Origin of the sequence: Nocardiopsis algeriensis, assembly GCF_014203695.1 — a bacterium.
Classification (GTDB): domain Bacteria; phylum Actinomycetota; class Actinomycetes; order Streptosporangiales; family Streptosporangiaceae; genus Nocardiopsis; species Nocardiopsis algeriensis.
In genome coordinates, this window is the sequence record NZ_JACHJO010000008.1 from 21,090 (window position 1) to 39,446 (window position 18,357).

Genomic DNA, 18,357 nt, shown 5'->3' on the forward strand with positions numbered 1-18,357 from the left:
GTCCCACGTTTCAGAGGCTGCCGTCCAGGAGATGGGCGTCGTGGACGAGCAGTGCCACCTGCACGCGGTTGTTGAGGCCCAGCTTGGTGAGGATGCTCGACATGTGCGTCTTCACCGTGGGCACGCTCAGGAACAGCGCGGCGGCGATGTCGGCGTTGGAGCGGCCCTCGCCGACCGCCACCGCCACCTCCAGCTCCCGGCTGTTGAGCGCGGCCAGGAGCTGTCGCGCCTGCTCCGCCCGCTCCCCGCGATCGGCCGCGCCCGCGCGTGCGACCAGGCGGCGCGTCACCGCGGGGGACAGCACCGACATGCCCCGCGCCACCTGGCGGACCGATTCCACGATCTCCGCCGGAGGCGTGTCCTTGAGCAGGAAGCCGGAGGCCCCCGCCCGCAGCGCGCGCAGCACGTGCTCGTCGGCGTCGAAGGTCGTGAGCACCAGCACCTCCGGCGGATCCGGCAGGGCGCGCAGCCGCTCGGTGGCGGTCAGGCCGTCCACGGTGGGCATGCGGATGTCCATCAGCACCACGTCGGGGGAGTGGCGCTCCACCAGCTCCAGGACGGCTCCGCCGTCTCCGGCCTCCGCCAGGACCCGGATGTCGGGGGCGCCGCCCATCATCATGACCAGGCCGACCCGTACCAGTGCGTCGTCGTCGACGAGGACGACGCCGATCTCCCCGGGGCCGCGTTCCGCTTCGCTCATGACGGCCACGGTAGCCATGCCGACAGGCACCAGCCACCGCCGGCCGCCGGTCCGTGCTCCAGACGCCCCGACAGGAGGGAGACCCGTTCGCTCAGGCCGACCAGGCCCTGCCCGGCACCGATCCCGTTCGCCGGGGGCCGCGGGGGCACGGGAGGCGGACCGTTGCGCACCTCCACGGTCAGCCCCTCACCGGGGGCTCCCCGCACCAGGACCCGCGTGTCCGCGCCCGGGGCGTGCTTGCGCACGTTCGTCAGCCCCTCCTGGACGATCCGGTAGGCCGTGCGCGCCGCCCGCTCGGGGACCTGCCCGGGGTGGTCGGAGGCGAACTCCACCCGTGCGCCCACCTCGTCGGCCTCCTCCACCAGCTGCTGGAGGTCGGCCATCGTGGGCTGGGGCAGCTCGCCCACGGGCGCGCGCAGGACCCCGATGACCTCGCGCAGGTCCTGCAGGGCCTGGTGGGCGCTCTCGCGGATCACCTTCGCGGACCGGGCCACCTCCTCGGGCGAGGCGTCGGGGCGGTACTCCAGCGCCCCCGCGTGGACGCTGAGCAGCGACAGGCGGTGGCCGAGCACGTCGTGGATCTCCCGTGCCATCGCCTCGCGCACCTGGTGCTGGGCGTGCTCGGCGCGCAGCTGGGCCTCCGTCTCCGCGTGCAGGGCCCGGTCGCGCAGGGACTCGAACAACTCGCGCCGGTGGTGGACGGTCAGGCCCCAGCCGATGACCGCACCCTGGAGGGCCACGCTGAGGAGGAAGGCCACCAGCGCGGGGGCGTGCGGGACGTCGGGTGCGAGCAGGGACCTGACGCCCGCGGCGGCGATGCTGAGCCCGAACACGGAGAGGCTGACGCGCGGCGACCGGTGCAGCGCGAGGGAGAAGAGGGAGATGAGCATCGCCCCGGCGGCGAGCTCGGACACGGCCGAGAGCAGGACCAGGGCCGCGGCGAGCTGGACCGGCCGGCGGCGGCGCCACCACAGGGAGGCGCAGGCCGCGAAGACCAGCAGCCGTTCGGTCGCCTCCCACCAGCCGGGGAACCCCGCGGAGGCGGGGTAGCCGGGGACGTCGACGTCGGCCAGCACCGCGTAGGCGAGGGCCAGGAGGAACATGGACAGGTCCACGATCCAGTCACGCACGCTGCGCCGGAAAGGAGGGGTCGCGGTGCTCACCAGAAGGAGTCTACGTGCGCCTCGACGGGGTACGGTTGACTCGATGAGCACACTTGTGACCGGAGCCACCGGGATGGTGGGCCGACGCGTCCTGACCGAGCTGAGGCGACGCGGCCTGCCTGTCAGGGGCGCCTCGCGCGGCTCGGAGCAGCGTCTGGACTGGACCGACACCTCCAACTGGGGCGAGGCCGTCGCGGACGTCTCCCGGATCTTCGTGGTCACCCCGGTGGGCAGTGCCCTCGGGCACCGGGTGGCGGCGTTCCTGGAGAGGGCCGCGGAGGCGGGCGTCGGCAAGGCGGTGGTCATGTCGGCGATGGGCACCGAGCACGCGCCCTCCGACTCCGACCAGCGGGCCGCGGAGTTCAAGGCCAAGGAGTTGTTCGACCGGGTGACGGTCCTGCGGCCCAACTGGCTGTTCCAGGACTTCACCGAGGGGGTCTTCGCCGCGCTGGCGCGGTCGAGGAACGGCCGCCTCCAGCTCCCGGTCAAGCGCCGCACCCCGGTCAGCTTCGTGGACGCGCGCGACGTCGCCGCCGCGGCCGTCGCCGCCCTCGTGGACGACCACGGCGGCAAGGAGTACACGCTCACCGGCCCCGAGGCACTGACCTTCCGCGAGGTGGTCAGGCAGACCAAGGGCACCGACAGCCCGGTCTGGCGCTTCAAGCCCGTGGACGAGGCGACCTTCTACTACCGGGCCGCCGACCGGGGGTGGGGCGACCGCTACATCGACACCCTCAACGAGCGCTTCGCCGCGGCGGTCGCGGGGCGGGCCGCCGAGACCACCGACGACGTCCGCGCCGCCCTGGGCCGCGAACCCATCCCGTTGGCCCGCTTCATCCGCGAGTCCACCCTCTGAGACCGGCCGGGGACCGGCCCGCGGCCCTGTGCGCCGACCGGTCCCGGGGCCTGCGGCTACTTCTTGAGGAGCTGGCGGGCCATGACCAGGCGCTGGATCTGGTTCGTGCCCTCGTAGATCTGCGTGATCTTGGCGTCGCGCATCATGCGCTCCAGCGGGAAGTCCTTCACGTAGCCGGCGCCGCCGAGCAGCTGCACGGCGTCGGTGGTGATCTCCATGGCCGCGTCGGAGGCGTAGCACTTGGCCGCGGCACCGAAGAAGGGGAGGTCGGCGTCGCCCCGCTCGGACTTGGCGGCGGCCACGTAGACCATCTGGCGGGCGGTCTCCAGCTTCATGGCCATGTCGGCGAGCATGAACTGGATGCCCTGGAAGTCGGCGATGGCCTTGCCGAACTGCTTGCGCTCCTTGACGTAGGCGGTGGCATGGTCCAGAGCGCCCTGGGCGATGCCGACGGCCTGCGCGCCGATGGTGACGCGGGTGTGGTCGAGGGTGCGCAGCGCGACCTTGAGGCCCTCGCCGATGCCGCTGGCGACGCGGTCGCCGGGGATGCGCACGTTGTCGAAGAACAGCTCGCGGGTCGGGGAGCCCTTGATGCCCAGCTTGCGCTCGGGCTCGCCCAGGGTGAAGCCCTCGTCGTCGGCGTGCACGACGAACGCGGTGATGTTGCGGCCGCGCGGGCCCTCGGGGTCGGTCACCGCCATGACGGTGTAGTACTTGCTGACCCCGGCGTTGGTGATCCACGACTTCTGGCCGTTGAGGACCCAGTCGTCGCCGTCCCGGACGGCCTGGGTGCGCATGCCGGCCGTGTCCGAGCCGGCCTCGCGCTCGGAGAGGCCGTAGGAGAACATGGCCTCGCCCCGGGCGACCTCGGGCAGGTAGCGCTGCTTGACCTCCTCGGAGGCACCGAGGATCAGCGGCATGGTGCCGAGCTTGTTGACGGCGGGGATGAGGGAGGAGGAGGCGCAGGCACGGGCGACCTCCTCGATGACGATGCAGGTCGCCAGGGCGTCGGCGCCCACGCCGTCGTACTGCTCCGCGATGTGCGGGGCGTGGAAGTCGGTCGCGACCAGGGCGTCGTGGGCGGCCTGGGGGAAGGAACCGGTCTCGTCGACCTCCGCGGCGTTCGGAGCGATCTTGTCCTCGGCGACGGAGCGCACGGCCGCGCGCAGCTCCTCGTGCTCGTCGGTGGTCTTGAACAGGTCGAAGTCGCTCATCTGCTTCTTCCCTCCCGGGATCGGCTGCTCCGCAGCGCTTGGCACTGCGTGCCTTGGGTTGGCATCCAGTGCCAGAATAGGGGGTGGGGGGTGCGGAGTACACAGTGCGGCTCGGGTACCTTGCGGGAACATCGGGGGAGGGGAGCCCATGACGGAGGCTGTGCGGGGCGGACAGGCCCGGGTGTCGACCAGGGAGGTGGTCCTGGCGGCCGTCCGGCTGTTCACCGAGGACGGCTTCGAGGCCACGACGATGGACGGGATCGCCGCTGCCTCCGGGGTGAGCCGGCGCAGCCTGTTCCGGCGGTTCGGCTCGAAGGAGGACATCCTCTTCGCCGAGCACGACGAGCTGTTCGCCTCGGTGGTCCGCTACCTGGAGGAGTCGGCCGACGAACCCCTGGACACCGTGTGCGCCGCCGCCCGCCTGGTCCTGCAGGAGCACCTGCGCGACCCCGAGGTCACCGTGCCCCGCTACCGGCTCGTGCGGGCGCACCCGCGGCTGCGCGACCGCGAGGTGGCGATGACGGCCCGCTACCAGTCCGCGTTCAGCCGCTACCTCGCCGCGGGCGGGGAGGAGGGCGACGGGAACCGGTCCCTGGCCGCACAGGTCGCCGCGGCCTCGCTCATCGCCGCCCACAACCACGTGCTGCGCTCCTGGCTGCGACGGCCCGAGCAGGAGGCCCGCCAGGTGCTGGCGGGCTACGACGACGCGATGGACCTCGTCCGGCGCAGCGCCGGTCCCATGCTCGGCGGGGCTCCCGCGCGGGAGGCCGCCGGCTCCTCCAAGGTCGTGGTGGCCGTCTACCCCGGCGGTCTGGGCCGCGACGAGCTCGTGCGCAGGATCGCCTCCGCCGTCGACCGGGCCGAGAACGCGGACTGATCTCTCCCCGCCGGTCACGGGCGGCCCGCCGCGCGCGTACGCTGGACAGGGCCCCGGGACGGGCCGACGGACGGGCGACGAGGCGGGACGGCAGCGGTGATGAGCGTGGACACGGCGGCGACGGCGCGACAGGAGGCGGAGGTCGCGAACGAGGCCGCGCGGCGGCGGACCTTCGCGGTCATCTCCCACCCGGACGCCGGAAAGTCGACGACCACCGAGGCGCTGGCGCTGCACGCGGCGGCGATCTCCTCGGCCGGTGCCGTGCACGGCAAGGGCGACCGCAAGGGCGTGACCTCCGACTGGATGGCGATGGAGCAGGACCGCGGCATCTCCATCACCTCGGCGGCCCTGCGCATCGACTACGAGGGCCAGGTGCTCAACCTGCTGGACACCCCCGGCCACGCGGACTTCTCGGAGGACACCTACCGCGTGCTCTCGGCGGTGGACTGCGCGATCATGCTCCTGGACTCGGCCAAGGGTCTGGAGCCGCAGACCCTCAAGCTCTTCGACGTGTGCCGGGCCCGCAGGATGCCGGTCATCACGTTCGTCAACAAGTGGGACCGCCCCGGACGCGAGCCCCTGGAGCTGCTCGACGAGATCGAGCAGCGCATCGGCCTGCGGCCCACTCCCCTGAACTGGCCGGTGGGCATCGCGGGCGACTTCCGCGGTCTGGTGGACCGCACCACCGGCGACTACGTGAAGCTGACCCGCACCCCCGGCGGTGCCACCAAGGCGCTGGAGGAGGTCCTGGACGCCGACCGGGCGGCCGAGACCGAGGGTGAGGCCTGGACCGCGGCCCAGGAGGAGATCGAGCTGCTGGAGGCGCTGGGCGCCGACTACGACGAGGAGTCCTTCCTGGCGGGCAAATCCTCGCCGGTGCTCTTCGGCGCGGCCCTGTCCAACTTCGGCGTCGGCCAGCTGCTGGAGGCGATCGTCAACCTGGCGCCGGCCCCGACGGCCAAGCTCGACGTGCAGGAGCGGCCGCGCCCGGTGGAGAAGCCCTTCTCCGGCCAGGTCTTCAAGATGCAGGCCAACATGGACAAGAACCATCGGGACCGGATGGCGTTCGTGCGGGTCTCCTCGGGCCGCTTCGAGCGGGGCATGGTGCTGACCCACGCGGCCACGGGGCGCCCCTTCGCGACCAAGTACACCCAGGCGGTGTTCGGCGCGGACCGCTCCACGATCGACACCGCCTACCCGGGCGACGTGATCGCCCTGGTCAACGCGCAGGCCCTGAAGGTGGGCGACACCCTCTTCGACGGACCGAAGGTGGAGTTCCCTCCGATCCCCAGCTTCGCCCCGGAGCACTTCGTCGTGGCGCGCGCGGTGGACGCCGGCAAGTACAAGCAGTTCCAGAAGGGGATCGCCCAGCTCGACGCCGAGGGCGTGGTGCAGGTGCTCACCTCCGACGTGCGCGGTGAGCAGGCCCCCGTGCTGGCGGCGGTGGGGCCGCTGCAGTTCGACGTGGTCAGGCACCGCATGGAGCAGGAGTTCCGCTCCCCGATCGAGGCCGCGCCGCTGGACTACTCGGTGGCGCGGCGCACGGACGCCGAGTCCGCGCCGAAGCTGCACGCGCTGTCGGGGGCCGAGGTGCTGCGGCGCCGCTCCGACGGAGAGCTGCTGGTGCTGGTGCACAACAAGTGGCGGCTGAGGGTCATCGAGCGCGACCACCCGGACCTGTTCATGGAGCCCCTGCTGGCCGGCGGTGTCGTCGAGGAGGACTAGCCCCCCGCTTTTCAGGTCGCGGGCATCGGCTCCGCCGATACGGCGAGAGTGTCCACGGCCCCGGCACAAGGCCACCGCCTGTCGTTTTTCCGGCAAAGAGCGGTTCGTGCGCAGGGCGCGAATGGTATCCGCGACGTGTACGCCCCGAATGTTTCCCGCAGCGCTCACGGGTGTGTACCCGGCGTGTGAAATCGCGTGCGGAGGCCACAGGTCCGGTGCACTCCCGGGGCCGTGCGTGTGCCGAGGGTGACCTCCGGGGAATCCGGAGCCCAGGCAGAGGCCAAGATCACCGTCCGGGGGGTACCCCGCCCAAGTCCCTGTGAACAGGGCGAAGGTAACCTGAGAAGAGGCCACCAGGGCGCGTTCGAACGACCGATCGCACTCCGCTCTGTCCGGGTATGTCCAGATCTGTGAACGCGCCCGGGAGGGCGCGGATTCGGACGGGCGTGACGGGGTGCTCGGGGGACCGTACAGCAAGCGGGACGGCGTGGAGGCGAACCCTCCCTGCGTCCCTGACGTCTCAGGGCGATCACGATGTAAACGACAGTCGGCAAAGTTTGTAAATCTTCACCCTGTGGTAATTCCGCTCACGCCTGGGTATGTGTTGCACGTCACCTGTTCGTGAATCGGTGAAACTTATATGATTTTGCTTAACTGTCGTTTAACAAAACAGAACAATAACGAGTGAATCAAGAACGTGGAGGCGGACCGCCCCGCGTCTGACGCACCTCACGTATCCCCCGCCTGGAAAGGTTGACCTCGGGTATGAGCGAAGACGACAAACAGCGCACTGTGGAGCTCCACTACGAGGGCGGCGTGCTGAAGCTGCCGGTGTACACCGGTACCGAGGGTGAGAGCACGATCGAGCTGAAGACCCTTCTCGGCTCGACCGGCATGACGACTCTGGACCCGGGGTTCGGCAACACCGCTTCGTGCAGCTCCAAGATCACCTACATCGACGGGGACGCCGGGATCCTCCGCTACCGCGGGTACCCGATCCAGGACCTCGCCGTGGGAAGCAACTTCCTCGAGGTGGCCTACCTGGTGATCTACGGCGAGCTGCCCGAGCCCGGACAGCTCAAGGAGTTCTCCGACAAGCTGCGTGAGAACGCCGACATCCCGGCCGACATGGGCGCGTTCATCGACGCGATGCCCCGCAACGGCCACCCGATGGCGCTGCTCGCCAGCGCCGTGAACACGCTGGCCGCGTACTACGAGGACAGCGTCGACCCGTCCGACGAGAACCAGATCGAGCTCGCCACGATCCGGCTGTTGGCCAAGCTGCCGACGATCGCGGCGCGCATCTACCGCAACTCCGTCGGCGAGGCGCCGATCGCCCCGGACGACTCCCTGGACTACGTCACCAACTTCGTCCGGATGACCTTCGGGGACAAGGCCGCCGCCGGAGAGCTCGGCGAGCTGTTCGGCAAGGCCGTCGACCTGCTCCTCATCCTGCACGCCGACCACGAGCTGAACTGCTCCACCGCCACCGTACGCGTGGTGGGTTCGGCCAAGGCCGACATCTTCGCCAGCATCTCCTCGGGCATCAACGCCCTGTCCGGCCCCTCCCATGGCGGTGCCAACCAGGCCGTCCTGGAGATGCTGGACGAGATCCGCGAGTCCGGATCGACCGTCGAGGAGTTCCTGGAGCGGGTCAAGGCCCGCGAGGTGCGCCTGATGGGCTTCGGCCACCGGGTCTACAAGAACTTCGACCCGCGCAGCCGCGAGATCAAGGACCTGGCCACCCAGATCCTCGACCGCGACGAGAACCCGGACGAGCTGTTCTCTCTGGCTCTCCGGCTGGAGGCCGCCGCGCTGGCCGACTCCTACTTCACCGAGCGCAAGCTCTACCCGAACGTCGACTTCTACACCGGCGTGATCTACCGGGCCATGGGCTTCCCGACCAACATGTTCACCGTGCTGTTCGCGATCGGCCGCCTGCCCGGCTGGATCGCCCACTATCGCGAGCAGCTGCACGACCCGGCCTTCCGGATCGCGCGTCCGCGGCAGCACTACGTCGGCCCGGCCGAGCGGCGCTACCCGGGTCAGGGCTGAGCCCACCGGAACCGCACGATCGCCCGCCCTCGTCACCGACGGGGCGGGCTTTCCCGTTCCCGCGCACCCGCACGGTCCCGCCTTCTCCGCATTTTGCCTGTTCTTTGTCGTTGGAGTGCCGCTCTGTGGGAAGGGGCGGGGTGTAGCCCCTCCGAGGGGCGCCCCGAGGGAGGTGGGACGACGATGGCCCGAAGTCCGCAGGCCCGGGACGGTCTGGGAGAAATGAGCCGGAAGTGGTGGGCGGTGGTCCTGCGCGGACTCGCCGCGGTCCTCTTCGGCCTGGTCGCCCTGCTGTGGCCGGGCAAGACCATGGTCGCCCTGGCGATCGTCTTCGGTGTCTACGCGATCATCGACGCGGTGGTCCTGTTCTACTCGACACGCAACGCGGAACGCGGTTCCCGCACTCCGCAGATCGTGCAGGCGGTGTTCACGGCCCTGCTCGGCCTGGTCGCCCTGGTCTGGCCCGCGTTCGCGGCCGTCGCGCTGGTGTTCGTCATCGGAGCCTGGGCGATCATCACGGGGATCGCCGAGATCGTCACCGCGACCCGCCTCCGCGCGCGTATCAGCTCCGAGTGGCTGCTGATCTTCGCCGGCGCCCTCTCGGTGGTGTTCGGTCTGCTGGTGTGGTTCTGGCCGCTGGCGGGGGCCCTGGCCGTCATGTTCGTGGTCGGTGCCTACGCGGTGATCTTCGGTATCGCCCTCGTCATGGCGGGGCTGCGCCTGCGCGGCGCCGCCGACGGCAGGGCCCGGGCCGAGGAGATCGCGGAGCCGGACACCTTCGGCACACCGGAGGAGGAGAGGCCGAGTGCCTTCGACCCGGGGTACGCCGAGGGCTATCACGAGGGCTACGAGGGCGACCCCAAGGCACGCCCCGGGCGCGGTACCGAGGGGGACCCGGACGTCCTTCGCCGCGCCGGAGGGCGCCACCGCCGTCCCGAGGACCCGGGAGCGTAGGCAGGGCTCCTGGCGCGGACAGGCACCCGAGCACAGGAACAGGTACCGAGAGCGGCCGCCCCGTCCCAGGGCGGCCGCTCCGCTCCGAGCAGGGGTTTCGGTCACCGATGATGTCAGATTTGTTCTCGACATTCGGTCTTCCAGATGACAAAAGGAGCTTTGAGGCGACTTGGTGGTCTTTGGTTGCCAGACAGGGTCCAAGTGACCGCACACGGCCGTAAATCCACTCCTCCCTTGTGATCGCCGGAGCCCGGCGCCAGACTCTTGTCTGGACAAAGGGACATGAACGTTCGCGTCCGGGGGCGGGCACGGGGATCACGGGGGAGTGGCGGGCAGATGACGAGCGCGTCGGAGGCGAGCATGCCTCCCATGAGCTGGGAGGGCATCGAGCACGCGCTCAACCGGATGCACGGTGAGCACGACCGCCTGACGCTCCTCCTGGAGGACCTGGACGACAGGGTCTGCCGGCGGTTGCTCGAAGGCATCGACCTGTGCGGCCCGACCCGCGAGCGCTGGGAGCGGACGAGCGCCCGCATCCACGCGCTGAAGGACGTCCACGACGTCCTCCGGCGGGTGCTCGACCGGGCCGCCGAACACCTGGCCGACCACGGCCCCGAGGCCCAGAAGAGGCTCACCCTCCTGCTCACCGGACACCACGTGGAGGTCCCCGGGGCCGAGCGCGTCACCGCCGCCGAGGCGGTCGCGCTCGTGTCCGCAGGGGCCGGCGAGGCAACCGGCATCATCGACGAGGTGGAGCGCGCCTGGCGGACGCTCAACCCCCGGCTCAGGGAACTGGACGGCCTCTGGCAGGAGATCGTCACCTTCTCCGACATGATCGAGGACGAGGCCGAGCACGAGGAGCTGCGCTCGGAGCTGTCCCGCACCGGGGACACCGTCCGCCGGGATCCCCTCGCCCTGGTCCGCGACGGCAGGGTGGACACCGCTCCGCTCGACGCTCTCCGCGCACGGCTCGAACCCCTGCGCGGCGAGCTTCTCGACGCCCTGCACATGCGCGACTCCTACCGGGAGTGCGTCGAGCAGCTCTCCTCCGCCATCGACGCCGTCGACACGGCGCTGGCCCGTGTCCGAGAGCTTCCGGAGAACCTGCCCGACCCCGTTCCCGCGCTCCGCGCGCAGGTCGCCCGGATGGACGGCCTGCGCGCACGCCGGCGCTGGCGCGACCTCGGTGTCCTGCTGGGGGAGACCCGGCGCACCGTCCATGCCGTCGCGGACGCGGCGCGTGAGGCGGAGGGCCTCGACCCGGACGCCGCCGCGGCCGCCTACCGGCACGCGCTCGGACGGATAGGGGCGGCCGAAACCCCCGCGGGCAGAACCCGGACGGACCCGGGCGCGTCAGAGGGCGAGAGCGATGGTGGTGTGAGATGACGAGATGCACGACCCCCGGGTGCCGGGGGCTGATCGAGGAGGGCGTCTGCGGTGTGTGCGGCCCGGCGCCCGCCGACACCCCCCGCGGCCCCGCGCGCCCTCCCACGGGACCGCAGTGGTCGCACGCGGCGGGCACCGGACCGCAGCGGCCCCCCGCGCCCGGTGCCGGCCCCCGGTGGTCCCAGGCCCCGGGGCGGCCCACCTACTCCTCCGGCCCGGGCACGCCCCCGGGCTCGCAGCCCTCGCCCGCCTCCCCTCGGCCCGTTCCGCCCGCCCGCCCGCCGGAAGCCGTTCTCGAGCAGTGGCTGTCCTCCCGGAGCGACGGCGGCGACCAGGCCCCCTCCCATCCCGTCACGGGCAACCTCCGCCTGTCCGGCCGCTCCGGACCGGGCACCGCCGCCGGCGGCCCCGGCACCGACGGGCCGGGCACCGGGCGCAGCCGCAGCTCCGGCCGGGGCATGCTCGGCATGGGCATGGTCGCGGTCCCCCCGGTGCCCTACCGGGACCCCGCCGGAGCGGTCATGGCCGACCCCGTGGTCGCGGAGAGGAACCGCTTCTGCGGCAACTGCGGCGAGAAGGTCGGCCGCGGTCGCGACGGCCGCCCCGGCCGCACCGAGGGCTTCTGCCGCACGTGCGGTGCCCAGTACTCCTTCACCCCCAAACTGCGTGCCGGGGACATGGTCGGCGGCCAGTACGAGGTGCTCGGCTGCCTCGCGCACGGCGGCCTCGGCTGGATCTACCTGGCCCGGGACCGCAACGTCAACGACCGCTGGGTCGTGCTCAAGGGACTGCTCAACGCGGGCGACGCCGAGGCGCACAAGGCCGCCGCCGCCGAGCGCGCCTTCCTCTCCGAGGTCGAGCACCCCAACATCGTCAAGATCATCAACTTCTCGCAGCACCCCGACCCGCGCACCGGTATCCCCGGCGGGCACATCGTCATGGAGTACGTGGGCGGCAAGTCGCTGCGCGAGCTGCTGACGGAGCGCCGCCTGTCCGCCCCCGACGCGGTCCTGCCCCTCGACCAGGTCATCGCCTACGGCCTGGAGGCCCTGCGGGCCCTGGGTTACCTGCACAGCAGGGGCCTGCTCTACTGCGACTTCAAGCCCGACAACGTCATCCAGAGCGAGGAGCAGATCAAGCTCATCGACCTGGGCGGGGTCCGGCGGATGGACGACACCGTCAGCCCCGTGTACACCACGCCGGGCTACCGGGTCCCCGAGGCCGAACTTCGCGGGCCCGGACCGAGCGTCAGCGCGGACCTGTACTCGGTCGGCCGGGCCCTGGCCGTGCTCAGCTTCCACTTCGGCTTCGTCCGGGAACACCCGCACACCCTGCCGCCGCGCCACACGGTGCCGCTGCTCCAGCGGCACGAGTCCTACGACCGCCTGCTGCGCCGCGCCACCCACGCCGAGCCCGAGCTCCGCTTCCACGACGCCGCCGACATGGCCGACCAGCTCACCGGCGTGCTCCGGGAGGTGCTGTCCGACACGGAGGGCACCCCGCACCCCGCGCCCTCCACCCTGTTCGGCGGCGAGACGTTCATCGGCGGCTCGGACGTGGGCAACGCCGACCGGATGCTCTCCCCGCCCCCGCCCGCCGAAGCCGCGGCGCTCCTGCCCACGCCCCTGATCGACCCGGCCGACCCGGCGGCCCAGCACCTGAGGGGCTTCGAGGCCATGCCGCCCGAGGAGCTCGTCCCGGCACTGAGCGCCATGCCCGACCCCACCCCGGAGACCCTGCTGGCGCTGACCCGGTCGCTCGTCTCCCTCGGCCGGCACGGCGAGGCCATGGACGTCCTGCACCGGTTCAGCCTGCGCCTCCCCGGCGACTGGCGCACCATGTGGTACCTGGCGGTCGCCGAACTGAGCACGGGGAGGTTCGGCGAGGCCCGCGACCACTTCGACGCGCTGTACGACCATCTGCCCGGCGAGGCGGCGCCCAAGCTGGGCCTGGCCCTGGCCTGCGAGCGGACCGGACAGCACGAGATCGCGGCCCGCCAGTACCAGACGGTGTGGAACACCGACCACTCGTTCGTCAGCGCCGCCTTCGGGCTGGTGCGCATCCGGCTGGCCCAGGGTGACCGCGCCAACGCCATCTCGGTCCTGGACAGCGTGCCGGAGCTCTCCGTCATGCACGTCCACGCGCAGACCGCGCTCGTCTCCGTGCTGGCCGCCCGCCATCCGGGCCGCTCCGCCACCGACCTCGTCCAGGCGGGGCAGCGGCTGGAACGCCTGGGGCTGGACGGGGAGACCACCGACCGCCTGGCCGCCCGGGTCCTCGAATCGGCCCTGGAATGGCTGCTCGCGGGAGGCCGCGCGGACGAGCGGCAGCTGCTGGGAGGGCCGCTCACCGAGGCCGGTGTGCGCCTCAACCTGGAGCGGCGCTACCGTGACCTGGCGCACCGCTCGACCTCGGTCGCGCAGCGGTACGCGCTGGTCGACAAGGCCAACTCCCTACGACCCGTGACTCTGCTGTGAGAATCGAAGGTACAGCGATGACGATGGTGCGGACCTGCCCGGAGTGCGCGGACAAGGTGTCTCCCGGAGACGCCTTCTGCGAGAGCTGCGGCCGCTCGCTTCCCCCGGAGGTGCGCGAGGCGCGGGCCGAACCGCATCCCGACTCGGTACCCACCGCCCCGCAGGAGAGCCTGGCGTCCTTCGCGGTGCGGCCCGGCCTGGTCCCCTCCGAGGGGGCGCCGACGTCACCCCAGGTGAGCCTGTACGGCGCGGACCGGTCCGCGCCCCCGCCGCCTCCGGGGTCCGCCGCGGCGCCCCGCCGGGGGCCCGACGCGTTCACCACCCAGTCCCTGCGGCGCGACTCCGTGCCGACCGTGCCGGACGGGGCCTGGCCGCCGCCTTCCGGCAGCACCCCGGTGCAGCCCGGCGGGGGCCCGTGCGCGTGGTGCCCCGGACAGGTGGCCGACGGCTACTGCGGTGAGTGCGGACTCCTCCAACCCACCGGCCGGGACCACGTGGAACTGCGCACTGCCACCGCGGCCGGCGTCAGCGACCGCGGCCTGCGTCACCGGCGCAACGAGGACGCCATGGCGCTCCGGGTCGTTCCCGCGGACTCCCCCCACGCGCCCGGTACCGTGTGCGCGGTGGTCTGCGACGGCGTCTCCTCCTCGCCGCGCTCCGACGACGCCTCCCGGATCACCGCGGAGGCCGGAGCCGCGGTCCTGGTCGAGCAGATGAGCCGGGGGGTCGACGCCCGCGAGGCCACCGGCATGGCCATGACCCGCGCGGCCGAGGCCGTCGCCGCCATCGCCGACTCACCGAGCTCGGCGCCGGCCTGCACCTTCGTGTCCGCCGTGGCCGACCCCGCCGGCGGGACCGTCACCATCGGCTGGGTCGGCGACAGCCGCGCCTACTGGCTCGCCGGCGGTCCCTCCGCCAGTGCCTCCTCCCTCCTCACCCGGGACGACTCCTGGAGCGAGGCCATGGTGCAGATGGGGGCCATGACACGGGAGGAGGCCATGCGTTCGGCGAACGCGCACGCCCTCGTGGCGTGGATGGGCGCCGATTCGGGGGAGATCGACGCGCACATCTCCACCGTGCGCCCGACAGGACCCGGCGCGGTCGTCCTGTGCAGCGACGGACTGTGGAACTACTACCCCGAGGCGCAGGCGATGGCCGACGCGGTCCCGGGGGCGGGGGCGCGCCCCTTGGAGGCGGCCCGCGCCTACGTGGACCTGGCCGTCCAGGCAGGCGGCAAGGACAACATCACCGTCGTTGTCATCCCCGTACCCGACGGAGGAGCGCGTGCCGGCAGTTCCTGAGGAGGCCGCCGTCCCCGGTCTCCCGCCGCCGGAAGGGCAGAGGCCCCGGGCGGTCGCCGACGCCGTCCCGGGTCGGCCGGTACGGGGCGGCCGCTCCGCGGCCCTGCGGCTGCGGACCCCCGAGGCCCCAGTGGCGCACTGCGCCACTCGGGACGCTCCCGTACCTCTGGGCCCCACCGGCCACGCCGTGGCGAGAAGCAACCGGACGGGGGACTATCCGCTCGGACCGCGGGGTACGGAAAGCCGTGACCACCACGTCCGAGCGGAGGCCTCCCCCGGCCTTCCCGGACACGGAGTGCGTGCCGGACCGGCACATGCGGTGCTCCTCGGCACCGGTGGGGCGGAGGACGCGGCCCCCGCCTCCGGCAGCACCCGCACGGAGCGGACCGGCGAGGACGGCGCCGCCTCCGGAACCGTCCGGCCCGGGTCCCGCCCCGACCCGGCCGGCGACACGGAGTCGGACGCCGGACCGGACCGGACTGCCCAGGACCGGCCCCGCCCCGGGGCGCCGGCCCCCGGAGTTTCCCCCAGACCCGGGTAGGAGGACACATGCCGAGTTGCCCTTCCGGGCACCCCTCCACGGCGAACGATGTGTGCGACGTCTGCGGGCTGAGGCTCCGGACCTTCGACCCCCGCCCCCCGCAGCACCTCCCGCCCGCCCCCCTCCGATCCCCGGCGGCTCCCGCCCCGCCGCGTCCCGGCGCGCCCAGGGGAGGGCCCTGCCCCGAGTGCGGCACCTCCCGCACCGGCCGGTTCTGCGAGGAGTGCGGATACGACTTCGCCTCGCACCAGAGACGCGATCCCGGGGCGGGCCCGGCGGCACCGGGATGGCGGGTGACCGTCACGGCCGACCCCGCCTACTACCAGTACATGGTCAACCAGGGGGTGCTCGACCCCGACCTCCTTCCCTTCCCCTCCCGGGTCCTCCCGCGCCGCGTCGCGCTGAGCGGCGACCGGGTGCACATCGGCAGGCGCAGCGCCTCCCGCGGCTTCGTCCCCGAGATCGACCTGGGCGGGCCCGGAGGAGACCCCGCGATCTCCCACATCCACGCGATCCTGATCGCCAGGCCCGACGGAACCTGGGCCCTCGTCGATCCGGGGTCGACCAACGGAACCACGGTCAACGGAACCGCCGACCCCGTCGCCCCCGGTGTGGAGTTCCCCCTCCGCGACGGCGACCGGGTCTACGCCGGTGCGTGGACCGTCATCATCCTCCAGAAGGGGTGACCCCTGTGACGACCACCGAACCCCCCGTGCGCCCGGCACCGCGCGGCCGGTCCGCCGCCCGTGCCGGATGGGACGTGCTGCGCACGTGGACGGCCACCACCCCCGCCCGGGTGTGGCTGCTGACCGTGCTGTGCGTGACGACCGTCCTCGGACTGTTCGCGTCGGCGTCCTTCACCCTGGGGCAGACCCGCGAGGGGCTCGACGTGCTGGGACGCGACGCGGGCCCGCAGGCGATGGCGACCACGGAGCTGTACCTGGCCCTGGCCGACATGGACGCGAAGACGTCCGACGTGCTCCTCATGGGCACCGACCACGACCTCGGCTCCGGGAGGGACGACGCCCTCGAACAGTACGAGGCGAGTCGGAAGCAGGCCAACGAGGCTCTGCTGCACGCGGCGTCGCTCACCGAGGGCGACACCGTCGAGGAGCGCAACGTCCAAGAGGTCCTGGAGGGGATGGGCGCCTACGAGCAGCTGGCCACCGAGGCGCGCCTGCGCAACGACGAGGCGGAGGCGCCGCCCGGGGAGGTGGACGGACAGGCTCTGGAGACCTACCGGCGGGCGACGCTGATGATGCACACGGAGCTCCTGCCCAAGGCGTTCAACCTCGGCCTGGACTCGTCGGCGATCGTGCGCGCCGACCACGAGGAGCGGCAGGCCTCGGTGGCGGTCGGCCTGCTGGGGGTGGGCGGTGCCGGCGCGGCGGCGATGCTGGCGCTGGTCGCCCTCCAGGGCTTCCTGCGGGTGCGCTTCCGGCGCCGCTTCAACCTGCCCCTGCTGGGCGCGACCCTGCTCACGGGGGCGCTGACACTGGGAGCCGTCCTGGCGCTCGACACCAGTGGCGGATACCAGCGCGAGGCCAAGGAGGAGGGCCTGGACGCGGCGATGTCGCTGGCCCGGGCCCAGGCGATCGCCACCGACATGCAGGCCGACCAGAGCCGCTACCTGCTCGACCCGGAGATGGCCGACAACTACCAGCAGGTGTACCTGGAGCGCGCCCAGCAGGTGCTGTTCCGCCCGGTGAACAACCTGGAGGACTACTACGACGCGGTCGAGGAGGTCGCGGTCTCCTACCCCGAGCTGCCCGGCCGGGGCGGGGCGGGCGAGGACGACCCCGGCACGCTCGGTTACCTGGGCCAGAAGGCGCAGGACGCGGTGCTGCCCGGCCACGAGGACGAGCTGGCCGAGGTCCTGGAGGCCTACAGCGCCCTCCAGGGGCAGGACGAGGAGCTGCGCGCGGCGGCGGGGGCGGGCGACACGGAGGAGGCGATCGGTGTCCGCATGGGGATCACGCACTCCGAGGACGGCGCCTTCCGCGACTACGAGCAGGCGCTCGGCGACCTGACCGACCTCCACGAGGAAGCCTTCGAGCAGGGCATCGGGCGGGGCGACGCGGTGCTGGCCCCGTGGCTGTGGCTGCTGCCGGCGGGAGCGGCCGCCCTGCTGCTCCTGATCCTGTTCGGGGTGCGCCCCCGACTGACCGAGTACCGCTGACCCGGAGAGACGAGGAACAGGTGATGGCGTTTCGACACCGTCGCGGCACGGCGGCCCTGGCCGCCGCCGCGCTGCTGGGAGTGACCGCCTGCTCGGCGGTGCTGGGCGAGGACCGGTCGCTGGTCGACGCGTCCTCGCTGGCCGTGGGCGTCAAGGCCGACCAGCCGGGGCTGGGGCTCGCGACAGGGGACGGCGGGTTCGAGGGGTTCGACGTGGACGTGGCCCTCTACATCGCCGGACAGCTCGGCGTCCCGGAGGAGAACGTGGAGTTCGTCGGGGTCACCTCGGCCGAACGTGAGCAGAAGCTGATCAGCGGCGAGGTGGACATGGTCGTGGCCACCTACTCGATCACCCCCGCACGCAAGACCCAGGTGACCTTCGGTGGACCCTACTACGTGGCCAAGCAGGACGTCCTGGTGAGGGCGGAGGACACCGGTGTCCAGGGGGTGCGCGACCTGGAGGGGAGGTCCGTCTGCCAGGGCGCCGGGTCCTACTCCGCGGTGCGGATCACCGAGGGCCTGGGGATCGGCGTGGAGCAGGTGGAGGCACCGAGCTACAGCGCCTGTATCGACATGCTGCGCGAGGGGACGGTGGACGCGGTGTCCACGGACAACCTGATCCTGGCCGGTTTCCTGGCGGAGGACCCGTCCGCGTTCCGGTTCGTCAACAACCCGTTCACCGACGAGAAGTACGGTGTGGGGCTTCCCCACGGCGACGTGGAGGCCTGCGAGGCGGTCAACAAGGCGATCAGCAGGATGTACCAGGAGGGCACGGCCGAGGAACTGCTGGAGACCTGGTTCGGCGCGACCGACCTGGATGTGCTCGACAGCGTCCCGCAGTTCGAGGGCTGCGTCTGAGCCGGGCATGCCGGGGCGGATGCGGTCGTATGCGTACCGGTGTGATCCTCTGGTGCCCTGTGGCGGATACTG

14 protein-coding genes are annotated in these 18,357 nt (G+C 72.2%); 11 read left to right on the top strand and 3 right to left on the bottom strand.

The features are described 5' to 3' along the window. Positions 1 to 10: 10 nt before the first annotated feature. Both FHS13_RS13625 and FHS13_RS13630 read right to left on the bottom strand, forming a co-directional pair. Positions 11 to 718: a response regulator gene (locus FHS13_RS13625; RefSeq protein ID WP_184292198.1), complete on the bottom strand. Its 708-nt coding sequence runs from the start codon at positions 716 to 718 to the stop codon at positions 11 to 13. Continuing rightward, positions 697 to 1,866 carry a sensor histidine kinase gene (locus tag FHS13_RS13630; RefSeq protein WP_420222209.1) on the bottom strand — a complete coding sequence of 390 codons (1,170 nt, stop codon included), beginning with the start codon at positions 1,864 to 1,866 and terminating at the stop codon, positions 697 to 699. Before FHS13_RS13630 ends, FHS13_RS13625 begins: the two co-directional genes overlap by 22 nt. 40 nt (positions 1,867 to 1,906) lie before the next feature. Here FHS13_RS13630 and FHS13_RS13635 point away from each other — a divergent pair, with 40 nt between their 5' ends. Then, entirely contained in the window at positions 1,907 to 2,719 is an 813-nt protein-coding gene (locus tag FHS13_RS13635; RefSeq protein WP_184292199.1) for an NAD-dependent epimerase/dehydratase family protein, read from the top strand. Positions 2,720 to 2,775: 56 nt separating this feature from the next. Here the strand turns inward: FHS13_RS13635 and FHS13_RS13640 are convergent, their stop codons facing one another. Beyond that, entirely contained in the window at positions 2,776 to 3,933 is a 1,158-nt protein-coding gene (locus FHS13_RS13640; RefSeq protein WP_184292201.1) for an acyl-CoA dehydrogenase family protein, read from the bottom strand. Between the two features lie 148 nt (positions 3,934 to 4,081). Here FHS13_RS13640 and FHS13_RS13645 point away from each other — a divergent pair, with 148 nt between their 5' ends. The 10 genes from FHS13_RS13645 to FHS13_RS13690 all read left to right on the top strand — a co-directional run bounded on the left by FHS13_RS13645 (position 4,082) and on the right by FHS13_RS13690 (position 18,285). Further along, positions 4,082 to 4,810, top strand: a complete 729-nt coding sequence (locus tag FHS13_RS13645) for a TetR/AcrR family transcriptional regulator (RefSeq protein ID WP_184292203.1) — start codon at positions 4,082 to 4,084, stop codon at positions 4,808 to 4,810. 99 nt (positions 4,811 to 4,909) lie between these two features. Then, positions 4,910 to 6,535, top strand: coding sequence for a peptide chain release factor 3 (locus FHS13_RS13650; protein ID WP_184292204.1), 1,626 nt, complete (start codon positions 4,910 to 4,912; stop codon positions 6,533 to 6,535). Positions 6,536 to 7,300: 765 nt separating this feature from the next. Continuing rightward, positions 7,301 to 8,590: a citrate synthase gene (locus tag FHS13_RS13655; protein WP_184292206.1), complete on the top strand. Its 1,290-nt coding sequence runs from the start codon at positions 7,301 to 7,303 to the stop codon at positions 8,588 to 8,590. Between the two features lie 222 nt (positions 8,591 to 8,812). Further along, complete coding sequence (locus FHS13_RS13660; RefSeq protein WP_246405292.1) at positions 8,813 to 9,544, top strand: HdeD family acid-resistance protein; 732 nt, start codon at positions 8,813 to 8,815, stop codon at positions 9,542 to 9,544. A 336-nt stretch (positions 9,545 to 9,880) separates the two neighbouring features. Further along, on the top strand, positions 9,881 to 10,930 hold the full coding sequence (locus FHS13_RS13665; RefSeq protein ID WP_184292210.1) for a hypothetical protein: 1,050 nt from the start codon (positions 9,881 to 9,883) through the stop codon (positions 10,928 to 10,930). Next, entirely contained in the window at positions 10,927 to 13,407 is a 2,481-nt protein-coding gene (locus tag FHS13_RS13670) for a serine/threonine-protein kinase (RefSeq protein ID WP_246405293.1), read from the top strand. Before FHS13_RS13665 ends, FHS13_RS13670 begins: the two co-directional genes overlap by 4 nt. 17 nt (positions 13,408 to 13,424) lie before the next feature. Continuing rightward, the gene (locus tag FHS13_RS13675) at positions 13,425 to 14,708 is read left to right on the top strand and encodes a PP2C family protein-serine/threonine phosphatase (RefSeq protein WP_184292212.1); all 1,284 of its coding nucleotides are present in this window, start codon (positions 13,425 to 13,427) and stop codon (positions 14,706 to 14,708) included. Between the two features lie 549 nt (positions 14,709 to 15,257). Beyond that, complete coding sequence (locus tag FHS13_RS13680; RefSeq protein WP_184292214.1) at positions 15,258 to 15,935, top strand: FHA domain-containing protein; 678 nt, start codon at positions 15,258 to 15,260, stop codon at positions 15,933 to 15,935. A 5-nt stretch (positions 15,936 to 15,940) separates the two neighbouring features. After that, positions 15,941 to 17,428, top strand: a complete 1,488-nt coding sequence (locus FHS13_RS13685; protein WP_425491174.1) for a hypothetical protein — start codon at positions 15,941 to 15,943, stop codon at positions 17,426 to 17,428. Between the two features lie 23 nt (positions 17,429 to 17,451). Further along, positions 17,452 to 18,285: a glutamate ABC transporter substrate-binding protein gene (locus FHS13_RS13690; RefSeq protein ID WP_184292216.1), complete on the top strand. Its 834-nt coding sequence runs from the start codon at positions 17,452 to 17,454 to the stop codon at positions 18,283 to 18,285. Positions 18,286 to 18,357 lie beyond the last annotated feature (72 nt).

Excerpts from the sequence above, each read along its gene's own strand:
- FHS13_RS13650 (WP_184292204.1), top strand. The coding sequence starts at position 4,910 with ATGAGCGTGGACACGGCGGCGACGGCGCGACAGGAGGCGGAGGTCGCG.
- FHS13_RS13655 (WP_184292206.1), top strand. The coding sequence starts at position 7,301 with ATGAGCGAAGACGACAAACAGCGCACTGTGGAGCTCCACTACGAGGGC.
- FHS13_RS13675 (WP_184292212.1), top strand. The coding sequence starts at position 13,425 with ATGACGATGGTGCGGACCTGCCCGGAGTGCGCGGACAAGGTGTCTCCC.
- FHS13_RS13660 (WP_246405292.1), top strand. The coding sequence starts at position 8,813 with ATGAGCCGGAAGTGGTGGGCGGTGGTCCTGCGCGGACTCGCCGCGGTC.
- FHS13_RS13645 (WP_184292203.1), top strand. The coding sequence starts at position 4,082 with ATGACGGAGGCTGTGCGGGGCGGACAGGCCCGGGTGTCGACCAGGGAG.
- FHS13_RS13665 (WP_184292210.1), top strand. The coding sequence starts at position 9,881 with ATGACGAGCGCGTCGGAGGCGAGCATGCCTCCCATGAGCTGGGAGGGC.
- FHS13_RS13625 (WP_184292198.1), bottom strand. The coding sequence starts at position 718 with ATGGCTACCGTGGCCGTCATGAGCGAAGCGGAACGCGGCCCCGGGGAG.
- FHS13_RS13690 (WP_184292216.1), top strand. The coding sequence starts at position 17,452 with ATGGCGTTTCGACACCGTCGCGGCACGGCGGCCCTGGCCGCCGCCGCG.
- FHS13_RS13670 (WP_246405293.1), top strand. The coding sequence starts at position 10,927 with ATGACGAGATGCACGACCCCCGGGTGCCGGGGGCTGATCGAGGAGGGC.
- FHS13_RS13635 (WP_184292199.1), top strand. The coding sequence starts at position 1,907 with ATGAGCACACTTGTGACCGGAGCCACCGGGATGGTGGGCCGACGCGTC.
- FHS13_RS13640 (WP_184292201.1), bottom strand. The coding sequence starts at position 3,933 with ATGAGCGACTTCGACCTGTTCAAGACCACCGACGAGCACGAGGAGCTG.
- FHS13_RS13680 (WP_184292214.1), top strand. The coding sequence starts at position 15,258 with ATGCCGAGTTGCCCTTCCGGGCACCCCTCCACGGCGAACGATGTGTGC.